We start from the raw sequence: 23,673 nt of genomic DNA, 5'->3' as shown, positions 1-23,673 counted from the left end.
TATTTAAAGTGCTAAACCACGAATTAGGAATGAGGGAACTGTTGTGTATTTCAAAAATAGAAACATATTGGTTATTGGTGGTACGGGAACAATCGGTAAGTGTATCGTTAAACATTTACTGAAAGAAAATCCAAAAGTTATAAAGATATTTAGTCGAGATGAATATAAACAACAACAACTAAAAGATGAACTAGGTGATAGAAAAAACTTACGCTTTATAATAGGTGATGTTCGTGACTATGATTGTCTATTTAAAGCTATGCGAGAGGTTGATTTTGTATTCCATTTAGCAGCGATGAAGCAAGTCGATACTTGTGAGTACAATCCGTACGAAGCGGTTAAAACAAATGTTCAGGGAACGCATAATGTTATTGAAGCTGCTATTGACCAAAATGTTAGAAAAGTAGTTTTCACAAGTTCAGATAAGGCTATTTCTCCCACGAATACGTATGGTTCAACAAAACTTCTTGGCGAAAGGTTAATCTCAGCAACTGAATACAACAGAACGGAAGACCAAACCGTTTTTGCAAGTGTACGGTTCGGCAATGTGATGGGGTCAAGAGGTTCCGTTATTCCTCTTTTTAAAGAGCAAATAAAGAAGAATAAGAGAGTTACTGTTACAGATAAGAATATGACACGCTTTATGATGACATTGACTCAGGCAACACAGTTGACAATAAATGCGCTTAAAGATGCTAAGGGTGGAGAGATTTTTGTATTAAAAATGCCAGTAATAAATATAGGGGACTTAGCTGATATTTTGATAGAAGAAACATGTAAAAAATATCACATAAAGAGTAAAGAAGTCGTTAAAGAAGTAATTGGACTAAGGCCAGGAGAGAAAATGTATGAAGAATTGATGACAGTAGATGAGGCTAGATTGGCTTGGGAATTACCTGATATGTATGTTTTACCAGGAACGGAAACAAGGAGTTATAGAAATGCTAAAAAAGCAAGCACAAGAACGTATAGTTCAATGGATGAATCACCGTTAAATAGAAATGAATTACGTTTATTACTAAAAAAAGCAGGGTTAATTTAATTATCAGTTAGGAGGTTATTATGGATACTTTTTTAAAGAATTTTAGGTCGTTACAATTAGACTTTATCCGTGATTTTAAGGAGTTGAAATATAAGGGTTTTTCATTACCTCATTTAAGCAATTTTCGCAGCATCATTTTACGTAATGAACCATTGATGAATGAATTAAATCATCCGAATTTTATTAGAAAGGTAAAAAATCAGGTTAATGACGAAACAGAATTTCAAAAAGAATTTAATACATTTGTAAATGCACACGAAAAAAGGCAACTGGTCAAAAAGAAACCTGGAAAAGTTGTAGTACATTTAGACAAATTGCTCCGCTTATCACCAAAAACGATAAACAGTTTTGATGGGTCCCAAACAATTTTTCTTGAAACGAGAAAACAACCGAAGCGATTAAAACAATCAAATAGCAAGATAAATAAAGGAAATCAAACGAAATCAAATAAGAAAGTGAAAAGACCGTTAGCGAACAAAAATAAAACGAAAAAAAAAGCAGTATCTCTAGATACGATGAAGGTAAGCGCGGTGAAAAAGAAGGATGTTCATAGAAAGAGACCAGTGCTTAAAAAGAAAAGGACTAGTTATAATTTAAATAATTATGTAGTGGATACAAGAGTTGCAGTAACGAAAGTACAGAATCAGGCGAGATTAATATTTAAAAGATTGAAGAAACACCATCTATATAAAGATAAGGAATTTCAAAATTGGCTTTTAAATACCATCAAAACAGTCATCAACTATATTGAAATGACTATAAATTTTCTCAATGATGTATCACCTTCTTGTATTATTGTATCAACTACTCATAGTATAGTAAATCGTGTTTTGACAGTGGTTGCTTCCGAAAAAGGAATTCCTACTATTTGTATGCAACATGGAATTATTTCGAGTGAAATTGGATATATACCAAAAATTGCAACGATTGATGCTGTATATGGTCATTTTGAGAGAAACTGGTATATAAAAAGAGGGGCTCCCATTCACTCTGTTGAAATTATCGGACATCCTCGATTTGATCAAATATCCACACGCTCTAAAATAACACGAAAAACATTCGAAAAAAAATTGGGTTTATCCTCAAATAGGAAAACAATCATGATTGCAGTCAGGAATAATGATGATATAGATAAATGGCAGACATTTATTCAAAGAGTTTCAAGAAAAATAAATCTTAATATCTTAATTAAAAACTATCCAAGTAAGACACCGCATGTACTAACCAAAAAGTTTCCATTTGTTCACTCAACACAAGACTATCATATATATGACATATTCCCAAACGTTGATGCTGTCATAGCTTATTCATCGACAGTAGGTTTAGAAGCAATGATTGCCGGTAAACCTGTGTTTATTTTGAACAAAAGTTTTCCAGGCCATACAGGTTATTATAATAGGTTAGGAGATTTGGTTCAAACAGACCCACGAGTGTTAGCTACACAAATGATAAAGTATTTTAAAAATCGCCAATTTAGAGTGTATACAGAGAATAAACGGAAGAAGTTTCTGAACTACGCTTATCCTGGTTTAAGCAATTCAGAGAAACGATTAAAGAACTTGATTAATAGGTTGACGGGATAAAAATATGGATGAGGAGGACATGGATGAATACGTATGTAAGGAACTATTGGTCTTTATACCTTGACTTTATTCGCGATTTTGAAAAGTTAAAATATAAAGGTTTTTCCCTATCCTATATTGTTCATTTTCCTAGCTTAATTAGACACCATACTGAGGTTTGGAATGCGTTATATCATGAAAAATTTATGGAACGATTAAAAAGTACAGTAAATAATCAAAAAACAATTCAAGGCATTTTTAATAAATATGTTCAGTCCCATCAAAAGAAGCAAATAGTCAAAAAAAAACACGGAAAAGTAATGATACATCTCGATGGAGTACTTCGATTACCCCCACGTACTTTTTATGATTATTTTAATAAACGATCCATGATTATCAGCTCGGGTGTCAAACGAAAATCTAGTAGTCCATCAACCATGTACAATATTCCAGTCAAATATTTAAATGATTATAAAATGGATACAAAAAAAGCAATCTTTCAATTGCAAAAACAAGCAAAATCTTTGTTTTATATATACAGAGGCCATCATCTGTACAAGGACAAAACATTCCAATCTTTATTGTTAAAAAAAATTAAACAATTGGTAAATGGTATTGAACAGTCTCATCTTTTATTAGATGAGGTTTCTACGTCATGTGTTATTGTATCGACTACCCACAGTTATATCAACCGGATATTAGTTTTAGTAGCTGCAGAAAAAGGTATCCCTTCTATTTGTGTGCAGCACGGAATCATTGGAAATGAGTTCGGCTTTATACCTAAAATCGCAACGGTGGATGCGGTTTATGGTCAGTTTGAGGTAGATTGGTATAAGCAGAGGGGGGCATTAAATGGTTCTTGTGAAATTATTGGGCATCCGAGATTTGACCAAGCATTTCAGCCACCTACCATATCAAAGAATACATTTTTTAAACAATTAGGGCTTGATAAATCGAAAAAAACATTATTGATTGCTGTTAGAGGAAATAAAAACATTGATAAATGGCGAATGTTAATCAAAACCGTCACCAAACAGGTTGATTTAAATATATTGATTAAGGACTACCCTGTTAAAACTCCTCACCAGTTAACTCGAGAATTTTCATTTGTTCATTCAACACAGTCGTTCAATTTGTATGATATTCTTCCTCAAGTTGATTGCGTTGTTACTTATCCATCGACAGTAGGGTTAGAAGCCATGATTGCAAACAGAGCGGTATTCATATTGCATAGAAATATACCGAATTATTCAGGGTATTATAATAACTTAGGGGAATTAGTTCAATTAAACCCTCAAAATTTAGGTAATTTAATTATTAACTACTTCAACGATTCTAATTGGGTGAGGTATTTCAAAAAAGAACGGGAAAAATTCCTTCAATATGCTTATCCGGATATGAAGAAGTCAGGGGAACGTTTGAAACAGTTAATTGATAGGCTAACGAACTAGTTAGAAGAAGGTGATGTACACGAACGTAGAAATTTATTGGTTTTTGTTCCTTGACTTCGTTTAATTTTTCTGAAAAATGAATTATAAAGGCTTTCCCTCTTTTATATCATTTATTGCTTCATCAGAAATAATTAAAACCTTTCGCATGCAGGAATTTTTAAATGGATGTTTTTATTGATTGATTCTTTGATGATCAAATAATAAGATTCTAACATCTTGATACATAGATAGTTTTTTCTGAAAACTGCGCCATGCCTTTTTCAACCATTTTCTAAAGAATAAAAGACTTTCTAAATTGGTATCCATCTTACCAAATATTAACATGATGGTTCAGATTCTATCATAAATTATATAGATTGGGTTTCATGTACCAAGCTTTTATGGAACGACCGTTTTGTGAAACAAGGGGAAGAAAAATACGGGAATGTAAATGTTGATATAATCAGATGAATTGGGCCTTGTGTCATATCCTTGTGGTAAAAACTGCCCTGACCCTAAAAGCCGATCCGTTCGGGTCTACAGGACGTAGGTCTCAGGAGGCGTTGCAACGGATGTTGTGACTTTAGCCTTTGTTCCTTTGTTTCAGTGGGGAAGAAAGAAAACCGCCACTGATTGAGATTCACTTTATAGCTACAGTGACTTCTTATAGTAAAACCTAAATTGTTAAAATTTTAAATGCTGGAGGAGAGAGCTATGAATTCCATTTATAGTGAGCAAGAACTAAGAGAGATGGGTCTTAAAAGTGTAGGAAAAGGCGTTAAAGTTAGTAGAAAATGCAGTATTTACAAACCAGAAACTATTTCTATTGGTAATGATTCAAGGATTGATGATTTTTGCATTTTGGTCGGTGGTGAAAAAGGAGTAAATATAGGCTCGAATGTTCACATTGCCTCTTTTTGTCTTTTAGGAGGGAAGGGCGGTATAACTATAAAAGACTTTGCAGGTGTATCATCCAGAACTGCTATTTATACTGCGACTGATGATTATTTAGGAGGAAGTTTAACCGGTCCTACAGTTCCTAATAAATATTTAAATGTAACAACAGGAGAAGTAATTTTAAATAAACATGTTATCATCGGAACGAATTCAACGGTATTACCTAATATCACTATTGGGGAAGGAAGTGCTATAGGAGCTCACAGCTTGGTAACAGATAGTTTAGATCCATGGGGTGTCTATGTTGGTGTGCCTGTAAGAAAAACAAAAGAACGTAAAAGAGATTTATTAGTATTAGAAGAAGCATTCTTAAAAGAAATTTCTATAGAACAGTCAAAGGACTGAAAGCTTGCTTCTTTTTGGTTTACGTTTAGCTAATGGTAACAGGGAGGAACGAAATTATTGTCCATTATAAAAAGGATACGATTCCTAGATTAGTATGGGAATTGTATCCTTTTGAATTTTTTAGTGACAGAGATAACTTTGATTGAGGGTAGGTTTACCAATGCAATAGGTCTTATTTGTTTTTCGGAGTGCTGATCTAGCTTTTCCAAAGACAAAATAGCTGAAATTTTTTATCGTAAATGACTAGTCCCATTCAACCATTATTCAGTAAAATTTGCTTTCAGCAATCACTTTTTGTAAATGTACAACCGTTGTCGGATCTTCTAAACCTGTAATATCACTGGATACCGTTCCAGATACTACGATTTCTTTTAATAAACGGCGCATAATTTTTCCACTAACTGTTTTCGGTAACACATTGGTAAAAATAATTGTCTTTGGTCTGGCAATCTTGCCAATTTGTTTTATGATATTATCATTTATTCGTTTTTCTAATTTTGCAGTACCATTAAAACCATCACTTAGACGGACAAATACTAAAGGAATTTCTCCTTTTATTTCATCAGGAATCCCGATAATAGCACATTCAGAAACGCCCTCACACTCAAGTACAGCACTTTCCATTTCCATCGTACTTAATCGATGTCCTGCTACATTAAATACATCATCAGAACGACCAACTACCCATATATAACCATCATCATCTATCAATGCAAGATCGCTAGTATAATAACTACCATCGACTTGGCTAAAATAGGATTTGTAATATCGCTCTGGCTCTTTCCATAGTGTGCGGCACAACATAGGAAATGGTTTTCTTATGATTAAGTTTCCTAATTGAGAGGGTTTAACCGGATTGCCTTCTTCATCAACAACATCAAAAACAGCACCTAAAAATGGAATACCTGAAGATCCCGGTTTCATTGGAGTCAACCAAGCTGCTCCAGCAATCGGTGATCCAGCTGTTTCAGTTTGGCCCCAAGTGTTATTGATGTATACCTTTTTCTTTCCTAACACTTCATATACCCAATGCCATGTTTCCGTATCAAAGGGTTCTCCGACAAGTGAAATGACATCAAGACAAGATAAGTCAAATTTCTCCAAGGGTTTTTCGCCCATACTTTTTAACATTCTTAAAGCAGTTGGAGCAGTAAATAATTTATTTACCCGATACGTTTCAATAATTTGATAAAAACGATCTTTTGTAGGATAATCAATTGCCCCTTCATAGACAATTGTTGTTACACCATTAGCCAACGCACCGGTTATCCCCCAAATATGCATAGTTAACCAGCCGATATCAGCGGTACACCAGAAAACGTCATCATTATGGTGATCCATATGATATTTGGCATATGTGTAATTTTGAGTTACAAAAGCCATCCCGGAATGCAGAACACCTTTAGGTTTTCCAGTCGTGCCACTTGTATAAAAGACAATACCACTCTCATTGGCTTCTAATCTTTCGGGTTCACAAACGATACTAGCATTTTTTGTCAGTTCCTGCCACCAGTAATCACGTCCTTCTTTCATTTGAACTTCTGAATCTAAACGGTTTACAATAATAACTGCTTCAACGGATGGAATTGTAGGTATAACATTATCAACTTTATCTTTTAAACGATTGATTTTAGCTCGCCGTTTTGTTGCATCTGCGGTTACTACTACCTTGGGCTTGAAACTAATAAGTCGATCTGCTAATGATTTTTCGGAGTAACCTGAGAAAATAGTGTTATAAATAGCACCTATCCGAAAACAAGCTAATACGGCAATAATTGCTTCGGCCAGATTTGGTAGAAAAATAGCAACACAATCACCTTTTTTTACACCAAATGATCGAAGAACATTTGCAAATCGATTTACTTCAGAAAGCAGCATATTATACGTGTAAAATTTCGTATCGCCATTTTCACCCTCCCAAATGAGAGCTGTTCGATTACCAGCTCCATTATCTATGTGCCGGTCGATTAAATTAATGCATGGGTTACTAATACCGTCTACAAAAAAACGAAAATCAGGGAGTTTTCCACTAATGGTTTCATTCCATGGTTTATACCATACAAGCTCACGAGCTACACTATCCCAAAATTCTGCAGGATTTTCTTGAGAGTGACGAAGGAGTTCTTGAAAAGCCTCTGTGCTTCCAATAGAGGTAGAACGTACTTTTTCTTTTTTTGGGTGTATGATTTTACTAGTTGAAACAACCTGTGAAAATCTACTAACATCCATGTGAATTCTCCTTTTAAATTTTTTATTTTAGAATCTATATTAAAAATTTAATAACCAATTTGTTTTAGAATCATTATTCGACGAATTCCAAATGTTCCTTTCCATCAATAGTAATACCACCTAACTATTTTTCTGCCTTTATTTAATTTATTAAACTGTTCATGACCAATAAATTATAGTAATGAAGATTAATTGATACTATATTTTAAAATACTAGATTGTCAGCTTATTAATTAAATCTATTAATCGTTTCCCAGATCGTTTATTAACAGGGTATGCATAAGGAAGAAATTTTTCTCTTTTCTTTTTTGCGTAATTTTCCCATCTGGGATCTTTAAAATAATCAATTATTAATTGTCCTAATTTTCGGGGGTCGTCTTGAACCATTTTATCTAGAACATTAAAATAACCTATAAAGTGGGGGGACCTAATACAAGATAAATTGACAGGTAAACTACCGTTTCGATAATCTACTTCATTTAAAAATTCTTTGTTTAGAATAAATGCAGGTTTATTTGCTAGCATAGCCTCAAGGCACACTGTGGATGGATATGAAACAACCGCATTAACATTAGGAAGTATGTCGTAAAGGTGAAGGTTATAATTTTTTGTATCAATGACAAATGGAAATTCCTTTGACAATGTATTGGTTTCTCTCCCTGGATAGTCTCTAATTAAGATATTTAAACTGTATTTGTCTGAAATGGTTTTTATTAAAAGTTTCCATTCCTCCATGTCATATTGTTCTCTTACAGTAACTAGTAATGTTTTCTTACTTGCGTCTAATCCCAATCGTTTGTAGAATTTTGATCGTGACATCGGGGTTCTCGTAATGAGCTGATCAAATTTTGGATGACCGATTACTTCGAGGGATTCCTCAGGTACCCCCATTTTTATATACCAATCTTTTTCAAAATTCCCATATACAGCATCAATGGTTGCAATTTTCGGTATATATGTTTTTCCAATAAGTCCATGCTGCATAGATATGGTAGGAATCCCCTTTTCTGCAGCAGCCAAAGCCAGTACACGATTAAGGGAATGTGGAGACGATATAACCAAACAGGAAACGGATACTTTATCGAGAAAATTTTTAGCCTCTTCAATCCAGTTTATTATTTGGGGGATATGAGATAATAACGCACGTTGAAAGTATTCCTCTCCGTAAAGGGGGTGTTTATTATAAGATTTTAAGATTGACTTTGCTTTATTTTGAAGCTGTTGTGCCGCTTTTTTCGTGTCAACTGAATAATTGGGGAGATAATCGACAGGTAAATGATCAATCCCTATCATTTCAATAACACTTGGTACATGTTTAATTCTAGTATTTGGTGTAATGTTCCTATTTTTGTGGGAATTTCCCCTTACGGTAATTGTATTCGTTAGGGATTTAACTATTGCTTTTTTTTTGCTCGTTAATCTCTTATTTGAGGGATTGCCTTTAACTGCGCTTATTAATAATGTCCTAGTCGGGTCAAAATAATTTTTGAAAGTTTCCTTGGGAAATCGGAGATGTCCGTCTACATGCAAAACCACCTTTCCTTGTTTATTTTTGACTAATGATTTTTTCGTGTGCCTCTGAACAAACTTACTAAATTCCTTTTGGATTTCTTGCAAATCATTTACTTGATTATTTAATTGCTGTGCCAATTTTTTATCAAATAATAAATTATTCCATTGTTTTTTACTGGTATTAACTAATTTTGGGAAAATGGAAAAATACGGAATAGAAAAACCTCTATACGTCAGTTCCTTAAAATCTTTAAGAAAATTAAGGTATAAGGACCAATAATTTTTATCAAAAGTATTCATGATATTCTCCTACCCTTCTGTACTTTTAAAAAACCAAGGCGATACTATCGCAATATTGTCTAAATAACTGAACTATTTACTATCGTTAAATTTAATAACATTTAAATAGTAATATATATATTCAGAAAGGAATAACCAGTTAAAGACTTCAACCCACCTTCGAGATTAAATGTCTTCAAATAGTGGAATACCTCTGCTTATAACAATTTATACAGTAATAGATAAAATAAATATCCCTTTAGGCTACTGTAGAAAGCTTTATCACGGATGAGACAGTTTTCAGTGATGTAACCTTAATCAAAATTGCCCTAATACGTTTGTCCATATTTCCTCATTTTTAAAAGAAGAAGTTAGAAAGGATGAAAAGTTTGGTCTGAAATGAAGGATCACTCATTACCCGTAGTGAAAAGGGAATAAATCCTTAGCATATGAAGAGGAGCTGCTTCAGAATATGAAGCAGCGGAAATTTTTAACTATTAAATGAGAATTTATTATCATGACCATATCTTATAAATATTATACACCCTTGACATTATAGGTGGTAGAATGTCAAATTACTTGTCAGCACTAGCATCTAAAAGTAGAAACACCAATCATGTAAACTACAAGTATTAAAATGTTTGGCAAATAATGAATTTTGAGAATGGATGGAGTGACAGTTAATATGTTTTTTCGGTTATCATGTGGCTTGTAAAACAGGTGGTAAACAGCGGGTATATCTTGTTTATTCATTATGATGTGAATCACGAACCTATCTCTATGAAGTGGAGGGTAAATGAAAAAATGAAGTCTATTTATATTTCATTAATATTTTCACAAGTTCAAAGTCTAATGCTGAGTCAATATCTATAGAGTTTTTTTGGTCCATAACATATGCAAAGCTCCCTTTTTTATAAAAACTTTTATGCTGCAAAAAATGTTCCAACTCACTTAGATATATTGCACCATTAACCCTATAATACGCAGGTAGTTCTTGTCTTCTTTTGTTAAATTCGTCGGATATGAAATGACTCATATCCAATGATTCATTTAACGTATTCATGATAAGGGGAGAATGTTTCGTTTTGCATACACTAACTACGGATAAAGCCTTTTTTTCAATTAATAAGTTTACGGCTTTTTTTATATCATTAGCATCTCTTAGTGGAGATGTAGGTTGTAATAAAACAAAGTAATCATAGCTCAGGTTCCTCTTTTTTAATTCATTAATGGTGTGAATGATTGTATCAATACTGTTTGAACTGTCAGATGCCAGTTCCGTGGGTCTTAAAAAGGGGACTGTTGCACCATGTTCTATAGATATTTGTGCATATTTTTCAGAATCCGTTGATACTACTATGTCATCAAATATCCTGCTTTGAGTAGCCGCTTCAATTGTATAAGCTATCATCGGTTTCCCGTTCAAGTTTTTAATATTTTTATCTTTCAGTCCCTTTGAACCGCTGCGTGCCGGTATAATTGCTAAAAACTTTTTCTTATTTAACATAATCCCAACCCACCTGCCTTTACATTCACGTGTCGTAAAATCGCTTTTTAATATTTATTTGACTTTCCAATGCTTCCTTAATTTTAATGATGATTTTATCAGAAACGTTTCCATCACCGTATGGGTTATTGATATTTTTAATTTTTCCGCTGAATTTAATGCGTAAAGCTTTCCTTACACTATTCATTATATCTTCCTTATTTGGACTGCAATCAAGGATAGAGTCAGCCTGAATTCTTCCCTTTTGCCTATCACCAATATTTACAGTCGGCACTTCAAAAAAAGGGGCTTCTACAATGCCACTGGACGAGTTGCCAATTACCACATCAGCATATTTCATTGTGCTTAAATACAGTAATTGTCCCATCGAGGTAAATTTTACTGCTTTTTCTTTATTATCATTTACATATTTATCAATCATCTGATTAATTATTCTTCCGTCCGTATCCGAATTCGACTTCGTAAAAATAATCTTCATATCTTCTAAATTATCCAATGCACGGATAAGATTTCTAAACTGTCTTTCAGTTGTATTACTTTCCAAAGTAACAGGATGAAAAGTAACCAATGCTATGTTTCCATTCAACTTTAATCCGATAGCTTCTTCTACCTCTTGTTTCGATAGTAATTTTAATGTTTTAATGTTTTCAACACCAATAGCTCCAACATTAAAAACCCTTAAAGGATCTTCACCAAGTTGTATCACTCTTTTGCTGTATGCTTCTGTACTAGTAAAATGCAAATAACTCATTTTCGTTATCGAATGGCGGAAGGCCTCATCAATAGCTCCTTCCGTTGTTTCTCCGCCATATAAATGTGCTATTGGTATTCTCATAACGGAAGCTGCACTGACTGCTGAAAAAACTTCATATCGATCACCTAATACAATAATCATATCGGGTTCTATTCGTGCAAAACATTCTGCGAAACTAATCATTGCCAATCCCATTGATTTGGAAATACCAATAGGTGTATCAGAGCTCATCAAAATTTCTAATTTTTCATCTATTTTAAATCCATCAGCTTCAATTTCCTTGTGGGTCAAACCGAATTCTGGGGACAAATGCATACCTGTAACGATTAACTTGAGTTCCAACTGTTCATCGTGTTTCACTTTCCTTATTAATGGTTTTAAAAGACCGTATTCTGCCCTCGTACCAGTAATAATGCAAATCCTTTTCATAGTTCAATCAACTCGTCTTTATAAAAATCTCTTTTGGCCTTTTTGCCGATTAATGTATCCCAGAAAACCGGCGAAATTCCATCACCAGGCCTTTTAATGTCTAAGTTGTCTTCTGTAAATCTTTCACCTTTATTAATTTTAGTATTCGCAACGATACTTTTTCTTGCTATTTTTATATTTTTTACTTCCGATTTTGATGGCCTTTTAACACCATCTCCCAACGCTTTCTCAATATTTCTTACGGCCATTACCATTGACCTAAATTCAAAGGGTTCTAAACTTGATTGGTGATCGGGTCCATCCATATTTTTGTCCAATGTAAAGTGTTTTTCAATAATTTTGGCACCTAATGAAACTGCAGCCACTGGAATCTCTATTCCTAATGTGTGATCTGAATAACCGACTTCAACTTTAAAACCATTTTTGATTGTATTCATTGCAGTAAGATTCACATCTTCCATTGGCGTCGGATACTCTGTATTACAGTGAAGAACCGTAATGTCAGTCGTTCCTTCATCTCTTAAAATCTTTAAGGCAAATTCTATTTCCCCCATTGTTGCCATTCCCGTAGATAAAATAACTTTCATTCCTAACTGACCGATTTTTCGAAGGTATGGAACATTATTAATTTCTCCGGAAGGGATTTTAAAAATCTTTAACCCCAGTTTTGAAAGTAAATCGATGCTATCCAAATCGAAAGGGGAGGAAAGGAACAGGATATTTTTTGTTTTGCAGTATTCTATCAACTCTTGGTGTTCTTTATTATTAAGCTCCAATTTTTTTACCATTTGATACTGATTTTCTACCTTATCCGTATTTTCTTTTTGATAGTCGGCTTTTTCTGCGTATTTTGTTAGTACCTGGTTTGTTTTAAAAGTTTGAAATTTCACAGCATCCGCTCCAGCCTTACTGGCCTCGTCAACTAGTTTCTTAGCCAATTTCAAGCTGCCATTATGGTTTACTCCTGCTTCTGCAATTATAAATGTTCTATTCAATACTTACACCACCTTGTAGGGCTTTATAAGTTTACTGCCAATACTTTAAATCTTTGAGGGAACCAATGACATTGTTACAGTGGCCACCACGTCAATATCTATTAAAATAGTATTATTCATTTCTAATACCTAATTTTTCTATCATGATTTCCATTTCTTTAAATTGCCCCATATCTAACCAGGAATTTTCTTGGATCGGATATACCCCCACTTTTTCACCTTTATCAATATAGTGACTTATTAACTCCGTAATATGGTAAAACGTATTGTCCGGTATATCATTTAAACAATCAGGTTCTAAGATGTACATTCCTGTATTTACTAAATAATCATACTCTGGTTTTTCCATCATTCCTTTAACGACGCTGTTTTTATCTATTTCAATAACCCCATAAGGAATCGTATAGTGTTTAAGTGAACTTATTAACGTTATTTTATTATTGTTTTCTTTATGATATTTCAACATTCCAGAGTAATTACCCTCAATTAAAATATCACAATTACTTACAAAGAAAGTATCCTTTATAATGCCTTTAAGCAAATGTAGGCTTCCCGCTGTACCCAATGGCTTTTCTTCTTCTACATAATTTATTTGATATGGTTTTTCCTTCTCATCAAAATACGCTTTAATCATGTTCTTTTTGTAATTAACGGTCATATAATAATTACTGCAACCATATTCATAAAATCTATTGATAATCCTTTCAACAATAGGTATATCTCCAATAGGTATTAATGGCTTTGGCAGAATTTTAGTATAAGGTGCTAATCTCGTTCCTTTTCCACCAGCCATGATAACTACTGGATTATTGAGTTTTTTGTAATAATTTAATTTACGATTAAACTTTTCGTTCCAATAAATGATATCTACAACATTATGATTCTTATTCAGAACAGGAATTGCTTCTATCATTTTTTCGTTCAATATTTCTTTTGCCCTTATGACATCTTTTTCAAAAATAAATATCGGTGATTTATTCATAGCCAATTCAACATTCTCGTTTAAATCGCCGTTATCTAAAATCCACCTTCTAATATCTCCATCCGTAATAATTCCTTGTAATTTTTCATCCTTCATAACTAATAATATTTTCTTAGCTGTCTTATCAAGTTTCTCTAGTGCATCTCTTATTGAAAGTTCTTTACTGATAAATAAATCTTTTAAACTCATGACATCTCCTCATTTCGTTTATTAGGACTCCAGCTTTCCTAAAACATCTGTAACTTTTAAAACTTCAACCCTCCTTAGGCTAGAACTACATGGAATATTTAATATGAATTGCACATATTTTTTTGCTTTTTCTATTGCATAAGCTTGATTATTAACATATGGTTTCTGTTCATGGATTAACCCCCATATTGGCCGGGTTTGAATACCGTTTTCAGCTAGTTTTACTAGTAGTTGATCCCTATCTATACCGTATGCTTTCTTATCTATAACTAAAGAATAGAACCAATAATTTGGCCTTGTGCCTGCTTTAAAATCTAAGAGGGAAAGACCTTTTATTCTTTTAATATTCTCCTGGTAGGTTTGATAATTAATTTTTTTTATATGAATAAAATTTTCTAGCTGCTCTAATTGGGCTACTCCCATGGCAGCCTGAATATTTGTCATCCGGTAGTTATATCCTATGTCATTATGAACATAATAAAGTGGATCGTCCTTTGCCTGTGTTGAGAGGTATTTAGCTTTTTCTACTATTTCTTTATCCTTAGCAACTAGCATACCTCCGCCACCAGTAGTAATGATTTTATTCCCGTTAAACGAATAAACTCCAAAGTCACCAATAGTTCCAGCAAACCTTCCCTTAAATTTTCCAGAAGTATAATAAGTGCCCAGTGCTTCGGTAGCGTCCTCTATTACTTTTAACTTATATTTTTTTGCTATTTCCATTATTTTTTCCATATTAGCCATATTTCCAAAAACATGAACGACAACTATTGTCTTTATTAGCTTATTCGTCTTTTTGTTTATTAATCCGTTATCCGTTATCCAACATTCCTTTTGGAAAAATATTTCTAATTTCTTAACATCAATCGTGAGGGAATCATCACAATCCATAAATACAGGTTCTGCTCCAAGGTACTTTACCGGGTTTACGGCAGCAATAAATGTTAATGAAGGTACGATAACTTCATGAGAACTTTTCACTCCAGAAAGAAGTAAAGCGAGATGAAGACCAGCAGTACCACTTTGACATGCTACGGACTGGTCGACCTTTAGGTAATTTGCAAAATCAGTTTCAAACCTCTTTATGAAATCACCCCCAGTCGATACCCACCCCTCTTTCAATGCTTTGGTGACATAATTTAGTTCATTTCCTTTTAAATTTGGTATAGATAAAGGTATCATGGTTGAATTTCTCCTTAAATATTATAAATATCCGTTTTGTATTGATCTAAATTATTCTCTAACCACTCAATCGTCTCTTTTAATCCCATTTCTAATGTGTACTTTGGTTTCCAACCTGTTAGTTTTCGAATTTTTTCATTAGACCCTAAGAGCCTATTGACTTCACTATTTTTCGGTCTTATTCTTTCTTCTTCCGTTATGATTGTAGCGTTTGGATTTATTTGTTTTATTAATTCCTTAGCTAGCTTTCCAATAGAGATTTCCTGTTGTGTAGCAATATTAATTTCTTCGCCTATGGTTTTGTTTTCTTTTGCAATTTCAATAAATCCCCGTACAGTGTCTTTCACATAATTAAAGTCTCTAGTAGGGGTTAATGATCCTAATTTTAACTCCTTTTTACCAGCTAATAGTTGAGTAATAATGGTAGGTATTACCGCTCTAGCAGATTGTCTTGGACCATAGGTATTAAACGGCCTTACAATGGTCAATGGGACATTAAAAGATTTATAGAACGATTCAGCAATTCGGTCAGCTCCAATTTTCGTTGCAGAATATGGTGATTGACCTTGGTACGGATGACTCTCATCAATTGGGACATATTGTGCAGTCCCGTATACTTCGGATGTGGAAGTTATCAATACTCGATTTGTATTGAGATTACGTGAAGCCTGTAAAATATTTAGTGTACCTTTAATATTGGTGTCTACATAAGAGTCTGGTGAATGGTAACTAAATGGTATGGCGATAAGTGCAGCCAAATGATACACTTCATCCACGTCGTTCATAGCCTTTCTTACCCCATTTGGATCCCGGATGTCACCTGTAAAAACATCAATCTCACTTTTGATATCAGCTGGTAATGTATCTAACCATCCCCATGAGTTAAAGGAATTATAAAATACAAACGCCTTTACGTTATGACCTTCTCTTACTAATTCCTCCGTAAGATGTGAACCTATAAATCCATCTGCACCTGTGATCAATACGTTTGACATGAATGTTTGCACCCCTCAATGTAATATGAAGCTCTAAGGTATTCTATGCAAATAGATATCTTTTTTGCATAGGATACGAATGGAATTTTGAGCACTATATGAAACCAACATTAAAACAACCTAGGATGTTTACATCAAGCCTTCTAGAGATTTTAGGAAAATCACGACACATCCTATCCCGAGTGATTCATTCTCACTTGGTACTTCTGATATTTATGAATATATTCGATGTTATGAAAATAAGATGCTATGAGAGGGTTTAGAAAGGGTGAAGGCTTTGAATATCCTTGTAACTGGCGGAGCGGGTTTTATTGGAAGGTGGGTAGTTGACCGACTCTTAAAGGATGGTCATTACGTATGGGTGTTGGATGATTTATCAAATGGTAATTTAGAAAACCTTGTAGACTTACAGAACCATAAAAATTATCAGGATTTTGTTAATGGGGATATAAAAGACATCCGTGTTCTAAATCATTTGTTTTTTAAAAAATTTGATGTTTGTTATCACTTAGCTGCAAGTATTAATGTACAAGATAGTATAGATAACCCAGGGAAAACGTTTAATAATGACGTAATTGGAACTTTTAATGTATTGGAGCAATGTAAGAGGCATCATGTAAAACTTGTATTTATGAGTACTTGTATGGTTTATGAACGCGCCTATAGTGATGATGGGATAAGTGAGATGAATAGCGTTAAGCCTGCCTCACCATATGCTGGATCGAAACTAGCTGCAGAAAATATGGTTTTATCTTACTACTATGCTTATGATCTTCCTGTAACAGTTATTCGACCATTTAATACGTATGGACCATTTCAGAAAACAGATGGGGAAGGCGGCGTTGTGGCTATTTTCATAAATAACATGTTGGAGGATAAACCATTAAAGATTTACGGAGATGGAACACAAACACGAGATCTTCTTTATGTAGAAGACTGTGCTCGTTTTGTTGTTGAATCAGGGTATTCAGATAAAGTTAATGGAGAAGTGATAAATGCTGGACTTGGAAAAGATATTAGTATTAATGAACTAGCTAAGCTAATTGTGAAAGATGAAACAAAGATAAAACATGTTACTCATATACATCCCCAGAGTGAAATACCCAAATTACTATGTGATTACAGTAAAGCTAAAGCATTATTAGGGTGGGAACCGGAGTATCGTTTGGAAGAAGGAATTAAAAAAACGGAAACCTGGATTAAATCAACGAATCTATTATAAAGGTGTAATCAAAAATGACTAAGAATAAACATCTAGCACTCTATGGTGGTAAACCGGTACGCAATGCTTATTTGCCATATGGCAGACAATGGATTGATGAGGAAGATATAAAAGCAGTTACTAAAGTGTTGCAAAGTGAATTTATTACCACAGGACCTATGATTACTGAATTTGAGAAGGCTATTCGTGATTTTGTTGGAACGAAGTATGCCATTGCATTTTCAAGTGGAACAGCTGCACTACATGCTGCTTGCTTCGCAGCTGGGATAACTGAAAATGATGAAGTGATAACAACATCGATGACATTTGCAGCAAGCTCTAATTGTATCTTATATCTGGGAGCAACTCCAGTATTTGCAGATATCGACCCAAAAACTTTTACTATCTCTCCTGAAGCAATTAAGCCCCTCATTAATGAAAATACGAAAGCAATTATAACGGTAGATTATACAGGAACACCAGCGGAATATGATGAAATACTTTCTTTAGCACAAGAGCATGGATTGATTGTTATTGACGATGCTGCCCATGCATTAGGTGCTACTTATAAACAAAGGTATATAGGTTCTATTGCTGATTTGACTATGTTTAGCTTTCATCCTGTAAAGCATATAACGACGGGTGAAGGTGGTATCATTACGACGGATAATCATCAATTTTACGAAAAATTAGTTGGATTTAGAAACCATGGTATTACTCGTGATCCCCAGAAAATCATTGGAAAGCATGAGCCATGGTATTATGAAATGCAAGAGATTGGTTTGAATTATCGTATGACGGATATACAGGCAGCACTTGGCTTAAGTCAAATGAAAAAAATAGGCTACTTTCTTGTAAAGCGTAGGGAATATGCAAAAAAGTATACCGAAGCATTTAAAGATTTAGAAGGTGTAATCACGCCAACAGAACAAAAGTATTCTGATTCAAGCTGGCATTTATATATCATCCGGCTAGACTTGAGTAAGTTAAGAGTAGATCGAAATGCCATTTTTAAGGCGTTGCAAAAGGAAAATATCGGTGTAAACGTACACTACATTCCCGTATATTTACATCCTTATTATCAGCAACTGGGTTATAAAATTGGTTTATGTCCGAATGCAGAAAGTTTATATGAAGAAATAATTACCCTTCCATTGTTTCCAAAAATGTCTGAAGAGGATTTAAACGATGTCATAAAAGGCGTGAGAAAAGTTATTTCTTATTATTTGATAAATTGAGGTGGTGAAATGAAAGTCGTTGCAATCATCCAGGCTCGAATGGGGTCTACAAGGCTTCCGGGAAAAACTCTTAAACCCGTTCTTGAAAAACCCCTGTTAGCCTATCAACTGGAACGTGTACAAAATTCGCAGTATTTAGATGAAGTTTTAGTAGCTACTACCAATAAGAGGATTGATAATCAGATTATATCCTTGTGTCAATCATTGAAAGTAGCATATTTTAGAGGACCAGAAGATGATGTATTAAAGCGGTATTACTTAGCGGCAAAACAGGTAAAGGCAGATATCGTTATTCGCTTAACAGCTGACTGTCCTTTAATTGATCCGTCACAGATTGATACTATTGTTAAATATTTTCTAGATAATCAGAAGTTACAATATGTTTCTAACACCTTAAATCGAACATTTCCAAGAGGAATGGATATTGAGGTGTTTTCTTTTCAGATTTTAAAAGAAGCACATGAAAAAGCAAAGACAAAGAAAGAACGAGAACATGTAACCATTTATATGACAAAAATTTTAAAATCATTTCAAATCTATAATGTGACATATCGCAAAGATTATAGTCATTATCGGTGGACGGTTGATACGATGGATGACTTTATACTCATTAAGAAAATTGTGGAAGAATTATATCCCAAAAAGCAACACTTTACATTAGAAGATATTATACAGCTTATGGAAAAAAACTCCAATTGGCAGTTGATCAATCAACATGTCGAGCAGAAAAAAGATTGAAAGCGTGAGCGTATGAATGTTTTTATACGAACGGATGCATCAAAGGATATAGGAACTGGGCATGTTATGCGAAGCCTGGTCCTGGCAGAGGACCTCAAGAAGGAAAATGTAAAAGTTACGTTTATTTGCCGGCTATTACCAGGTAATTTAATGGGCTATATAAAGAAACATGGATTTAACGTATTGTCATTACCAACACCTGAAGATGTGCCTTTAGATTACTATAATTGGTTTAAAAACAATTGGAAGAAGGATGTACATCAAACGATTCAAACTATATCAGATCAATACGAAATTGATTGGTTTATTATTGATCATTATGCAATTGATAAAAAATGGGAACAAAAGATAAGACCATATGTGAGAAAAATAATGATTATTGATGATTTAGCAAACCGTTCGCACGATTGTGATTTACTATTAGACCAAAATCTATATCGTGATATGAGACAACGTTATATCAAGCTTACTCCAGAAAAAACAACACTTTTATTAGGTGGGAGGTATTTTTTATTAAGGAGAGAGTTTAGAGATATAACCAACATGAAAAGAAGCACAAGTGTTAAACGAATATTGATTTCTTTTGGTGGGAGTGATCCTACAAATGAAACGATGAAAGCATTAAAGGCAATTAAACTTCTGAAACGAACAGATATTTCTGTCGATGTAGTTATTGGAGTCTCAAATTCAAATGTTGCTACTATCAAGCAATTTTGCGAACAAACACCACATGTCAACCTTTATGTTCAAGTTAATAACATCTCAGAGCTAATGATAAAAGCAGATATAGGAATTGGTGCAGGTGGGAGTACAACATGGGAAAGGTGTTACGTTGGGTTGCCAACCATAACAATTGAAGTAGCTGATAACCAAAAGGAAATATTATCCTATTTATCTGAGAGAGGGGCAGTTTATCACCTGGGTAGCAGTAAGGGTGTTCAGGAAAAAGACATAGCAAGAGTACTCGAGGAGATAATCAAATGTCCAGATAAGCTTAGAGAAATGAGCGATACATCTAAAAATATAATGAAAGACTATGAAAGCGGGGCTGTTGCAAAACAATTAATTAAGGGAGAATAGCCATGGCTAAGATAGAACAGTTTCAATTAAAGCCTGTTTGTTTTGATGAATTACAGGTTATATTAAACTGGCGCAATTCAGAAAGGATTAAATCATGGATGTACACGGATCATCAAATTTCTTGGAAGGAACATGTAGAATGGTTTCATAACGTGCAAGAAGATCCAAGCAAACGTGTTTTGGTTTTACATGGTAAAGGCAGGCCTTTAGGTGTTGTTAATTTTACCGACATTCAAAAAAGAAATGCACGTTGTTACTGGGGATTTTATATTGGGGATGAAAAGGCACCAAAAGGTTCTGGTACGATTATGGGAATACTTGCACTGGATAAGATTTTTCATGAAATGCAGATAAACAAAGTTTGCTCGGAAGTGATTGCTACAAATCAAGCAAGCTATCGTTTCCATCAGAAATTCGGATTTGAAATGGAGGGAAGGCTCAAAAATCATATTTGGAAGAACCAACATTACTTAGATGTCATTCAGATGGCACTCTTCGCAAATAAATGGAAGCACCATAGGTTGAATCTTTTAAAGGATTTGGAAGGGTGATGGAAGTGAAAGAAATAACACTGGAAAAACAGTTTATTGGAAAAAATCACTCACCATTTATTATAGCCGAAATGAGTGGTAATCATAATCAATCACTAGATAGGGCCTTGGAAATTGTTGAAGAAGCAGCAAAGGCAGGAGTGAATGCATTAAAAATTCAAACATATAAAGCGGATACTATGACGATAAATACTACCAAGGATGATTTTAAAATTTCGGATTCTGGTCCATGGACAAACAAATCATTATACGAGCTCTATCAGGAAGCATATACACCATGGGATTGGCATCAGCCTATTTTTGAACGATGTAGAGAATTGGGAATAATTGGTTTTAGCTCTCCATTTGATGAAACAGCTGTAGACTTTTTAGAAACGTTGAATGTACCTTGTTATAAAATTGCTTCTTTTGAGTGCACAGATATACCTTTAATTCGCAAGGTTGCAAAAACAAAAAAGCCTATGATTATTTCTACAGGAATGTGTTCTGCTAGTGAAATAGAGGAGACGGTTCAAACGGCAAGAATGGAAGGATGCAAGGATTTAATTTTATTAAAGTGTACCAGCACCTACCCCGCTTCTCCAGAAAATACAAATATATTAACAATTCCACACATGAAAGATTTATTTCAATGCCAAATTGGCTTATCTGATCATACAATGGGGAATGGCGTAGCTGTAGCGAGTGTTGCGTTAGGGGCTACTATTATCGAGAAACACTTCACACTTTCTAGGGCGGACGGGGGAGTTGATGCCAGTTTCTCTTTAGAACCTGACGAAATGGAAGCATTAGTAACGGAAACGAAAAGAGCCTGGCAATCTCTTGGATCAGTTCATTATGGTGCAACGAAGGCGGAAAAATCCTCCAAAAAATATCGACGGTCTTTATACATTATGGAAGATATGAAATCAGGAGATGTGTTTACAAAACAGAACTTAGCCGTCATTCGACCGGGTTATGGGTTAGCTCCTAAATACTATGATATTTTGTTGGGGAAAAAAGTGAAACAGGACGTAAAAAAGGGAACAGCTGTTTCTTGGGATCTTATATAAAAACAGAAGAACCTTTGATTCTCTTTTGAATCAAAGGTTCTTTAATTTACTCCTGACCTACTTATAATTAGTACGATAAAAACCGATACTCTAATAGACAAGCACTTACTGGACGTTATGATTTCATATTATGCTGAGATGTTTATGCTCTGCTTTTATATAAATGATAGAGGGGGCTTTCCTAATGAAGGATGAATTAATGAAAATGCTTGAAGAACGGGAAGATGAGATGATTGAAATTCGTCGGTATCTACATGAACATCCTGAACTTTCTTTTAAAGAAGAAAAAACTGCTACGTATATCGCTGATTTTTATAAAGGTAAAGATGTTGAAATAGAAACGAATGTTGGAAATGGCTACGGTATCATTGTAACGATTAGGGGGGATTTGGAAGGCAAAACTATTGGACTTCGTGCTGATTTCGATGCTTTGCCAATTAATGAGGAAGCAGATGTGCCGTATAAGTCAAAAAATGCAGGCGTCATGCATGCGTGTGCACATGATGCCCATACAGCATATTTGTTAATTTTGGCTGACTGTCTTCTTCAACTAAAGGATCAAATGAAGGGTACCATAAAAATTATTCATCAACATGCAGAGGAACAGCCCCCTGGTGGTGCGAAAAGTATTGTGGATTCAGGTAAACTTGATGATTTAGAGGCTATTTTTGGCATTCACATGTTACCAATGGCCAAAGCTGGAACGGTTGGCTATCATAGTGGATATTCCTTTAATGGACGAACCTATTTTAAATTAAAAATCCAAGGTATTGGGGGACATGGATCATCTCCACATAAAGCAAACGATGCCATTGTTGCAGGAGCTTATTTTGTTACAACTGTACAAACTATTGTTAGTCGCCGAGTAAATCCACTGGATGCTGGTGTTGTAACAATCGGTTCATTTGACGGTAAAGGCAGTTTTAACGTGATTAAAGATAGTATTGAAATAGAGGGGGATATTCGCTATTCGAATGAAGAGGCACAGAAAGTAATTAATAGGGAGTTCAAAAGAATTGTGAAAGGGTTGGAAGGAGTATTCGGTGTAACTTGCGAACTTACGTATACAGCTGACTATCCTCCTTTATATAATGATCCTGAATTAACTACATTTGTTGCAGACACTTTAGATGGCACTCAAGATAAAGATATCAAAGAAGTAAAGGAATTTCCTAAAATGTCACCGTCTGATGACTTTGCATATTATTTGGAGGAGTTCCCTGGCACTTATTTCTATATTGGTTGTACACCAAAAGGAGTGGAGGAGCCTTATTTTAACCACCATCCAAAATTTGATATTGATGAAGATGCCATTCTTATTGCTGCTAAATCAGTGGGACAAGTTGTTTGTAGTTATTTAGACCAAGCTAAATAGCTGGTATTAGTACTATTTATTACTGTCGTCTATTCCCTTATTTAGGATA

20 protein-coding genes are annotated in these 23,673 nt (G+C 34.3%); 11 read left to right on the top strand and 9 right to left on the bottom strand.

Translation table 11 applies throughout. The annotated features are described in order from the left end of the window. The first annotated feature begins 43 nt into the window (after positions 1-43). Genes CAO17_RS10635 through CAO17_RS10625 form a run of 3 tightly spaced genes read left to right on the top strand, consistent with a single transcriptional unit; the run spans position 44 to position 4,055 of the window. Entirely contained in the window at positions 44-1,042 is a 999-nt protein-coding gene (locus CAO17_RS10635; protein WP_085992734.1) for an SDR family NAD(P)-dependent oxidoreductase, read from the top strand. A 20-nt stretch (positions 1,043-1,062) separates the two neighbouring features. Beyond that, positions 1,063-2,625 carry a hypothetical protein gene (locus CAO17_RS10630; protein ID WP_085992733.1) on the top strand — a complete coding sequence of 521 codons (1,563 nt, stop codon included), beginning with the start codon at positions 1,063-1,065 and terminating at the stop codon, positions 2,623-2,625. A gap of 23 nt (positions 2,626-2,648) precedes the next feature. Continuing rightward, positions 2,649-4,055 (top strand): hypothetical protein, encoded by a 1,407-nt coding sequence (locus CAO17_RS10625; protein WP_085992732.1) that lies wholly within the window; start codon positions 2,649-2,651, stop codon positions 4,053-4,055. A 171-nt stretch (positions 4,056-4,226) separates the two neighbouring features. Here CAO17_RS10625 and CAO17_RS21385 read toward each other — a convergent pair whose 3' ends face one another. Further along, positions 4,227-4,379, bottom strand: coding sequence for a hypothetical protein (locus CAO17_RS21385; protein ID WP_218775556.1), 153 nt, complete (start codon positions 4,377-4,379; stop codon positions 4,227-4,229). A 369-nt stretch (positions 4,380-4,748) separates the two neighbouring features. Here CAO17_RS21385 and CAO17_RS10620 point away from each other — a divergent pair, with 369 nt between their 5' ends. Further along, positions 4,749-5,336: an acyltransferase gene (locus CAO17_RS10620; RefSeq protein WP_085992731.1), complete on the top strand. Its 588-nt coding sequence runs from the start codon at positions 4,749-4,751 to the stop codon at positions 5,334-5,336. Positions 5,337-5,600: 264 nt separating this feature from the next. Here CAO17_RS10620 and CAO17_RS10615 read toward each other — a convergent pair whose 3' ends face one another. From CAO17_RS10615 to CAO17_RS10580, 8 genes are all read right to left on the bottom strand, one after another. Continuing rightward, positions 5,601-7,565 carry an acetate--CoA ligase gene (locus CAO17_RS10615; protein ID WP_085992730.1) on the bottom strand — a complete coding sequence of 655 codons (1,965 nt, stop codon included), beginning with the start codon at positions 7,563-7,565 and terminating at the stop codon, positions 5,601-5,603. A 213-nt stretch (positions 7,566-7,778) separates the two neighbouring features. Continuing rightward, positions 7,779-9,377: a glycosyltransferase family protein gene (locus tag CAO17_RS10610; RefSeq protein WP_085992729.1), complete on the bottom strand. Its 1,599-nt coding sequence runs from the start codon at positions 9,375-9,377 to the stop codon at positions 7,779-7,781. A gap of 790 nt (positions 9,378-10,167) precedes the next feature. Beyond that, complete coding sequence (locus tag CAO17_RS10605) at positions 10,168-10,863, bottom strand: acylneuraminate cytidylyltransferase family protein (protein WP_085992728.1); 696 nt, start codon at positions 10,861-10,863, stop codon at positions 10,168-10,170. Positions 10,864-10,888: 25 nt separating this feature from the next. Further along, positions 10,889-12,046, bottom strand: coding sequence for a UDP-N-acetylglucosamine 2-epimerase (gene neuC / locus CAO17_RS10600; protein WP_085992727.1), 1,158 nt, complete (start codon positions 12,044-12,046; stop codon positions 10,889-10,891). Further along, on the bottom strand, positions 12,043-13,041 hold the full coding sequence (gene neuB / locus CAO17_RS10595) for an N-acetylneuraminate synthase (protein ID WP_085992726.1): 999 nt from the start codon (positions 13,039-13,041) through the stop codon (positions 12,043-12,045). The genes neuC and neuB overlap by 4 nt, the downstream gene beginning before the upstream one ends. A gap of 112 nt (positions 13,042-13,153) precedes the next feature. Next, the gene (locus CAO17_RS10590) at positions 13,154-14,212 is read right to left on the bottom strand and encodes a nucleotidyltransferase family protein (protein ID WP_085992725.1); all 1,059 of its coding nucleotides are present in this window, start codon (positions 14,210-14,212) and stop codon (positions 13,154-13,156) included. Between the two features lie 21 nt (positions 14,213-14,233). After that, complete coding sequence (locus CAO17_RS10585) at positions 14,234-15,394, bottom strand: LegC family aminotransferase (RefSeq protein WP_085992724.1); 1,161 nt, start codon at positions 15,392-15,394, stop codon at positions 14,234-14,236. Positions 15,395-15,408: 14 nt separating this feature from the next. Continuing rightward, positions 15,409-16,389, bottom strand: a complete 981-nt coding sequence (locus tag CAO17_RS10580; RefSeq protein WP_085992723.1) for an NAD-dependent 4,6-dehydratase LegB — start codon at positions 16,387-16,389, stop codon at positions 15,409-15,411. A gap of 277 nt (positions 16,390-16,666) precedes the next feature. Between CAO17_RS10580 and CAO17_RS10575 the strand changes: the two genes are divergently transcribed. The 7 genes from CAO17_RS10575 (at position 16,667) to CAO17_RS10545 (ending at position 23,624) form a co-directional block, all read left to right on the top strand. Then, a complete protein-coding gene (locus tag CAO17_RS10575; protein ID WP_085994460.1) occupies positions 16,667-17,611 on the top strand; it encodes a dTDP-glucose 4,6-dehydratase in 945 nt (314 codons plus the stop codon). Between the two features lie 14 nt (positions 17,612-17,625). Next, complete coding sequence (gene pseC, locus CAO17_RS10570; RefSeq protein WP_085992722.1) at positions 17,626-18,828, top strand: UDP-4-amino-4,6-dideoxy-N-acetyl-beta-L-altrosamine transaminase; 1,203 nt, start codon at positions 17,626-17,628, stop codon at positions 18,826-18,828. Positions 18,829-18,837: 9 nt separating this feature from the next. Then, on the top strand, positions 18,838-19,566 hold the full coding sequence (locus CAO17_RS10565; RefSeq protein WP_085992721.1) for a cytidylyltransferase domain-containing protein: 729 nt from the start codon (positions 18,838-18,840) through the stop codon (positions 19,564-19,566). 12 nt (positions 19,567-19,578) lie between these two features. After that, the gene (gene pseG, locus CAO17_RS10560; RefSeq protein ID WP_085992720.1) at positions 19,579-20,646 is read left to right on the top strand and encodes a UDP-2,4-diacetamido-2,4,6-trideoxy-beta-L-altropyranose hydrolase; all 1,068 of its coding nucleotides are present in this window, start codon (positions 19,579-19,581) and stop codon (positions 20,644-20,646) included. 2 nt (positions 20,647-20,648) lie between these two features. Beyond that, entirely contained in the window at positions 20,649-21,197 is a 549-nt protein-coding gene (pseH, locus tag CAO17_RS10555) for a UDP-4-amino-4,6-dideoxy-N-acetyl-beta-L-altrosamine N-acetyltransferase (protein WP_085992719.1), read from the top strand. Further along, positions 21,197-22,249: a pseudaminic acid synthase gene (gene pseI / locus CAO17_RS10550; protein WP_085992718.1), complete on the top strand. Its 1,053-nt coding sequence runs from the start codon at positions 21,197-21,199 to the stop codon at positions 22,247-22,249. The genes pseH and pseI overlap by 1 nt, the downstream gene beginning before the upstream one ends. A gap of 184 nt (positions 22,250-22,433) precedes the next feature. Beyond that, complete coding sequence (locus tag CAO17_RS10545; RefSeq protein ID WP_085992717.1) at positions 22,434-23,624, top strand: amidohydrolase; 1,191 nt, start codon at positions 22,434-22,436, stop codon at positions 23,622-23,624. Positions 23,625-23,673 lie beyond the last annotated feature (49 nt).

This window comes from Oceanobacillus senegalensis (assembly GCF_900176885.1).
Classification (GTDB): domain Bacteria; phylum Bacillota; class Bacilli; order Bacillales; family Amphibacillaceae; genus Oceanobacillus; species Oceanobacillus senegalensis.
This window is presented reverse-complemented; position numbering and strand designations above follow the sequence as displayed.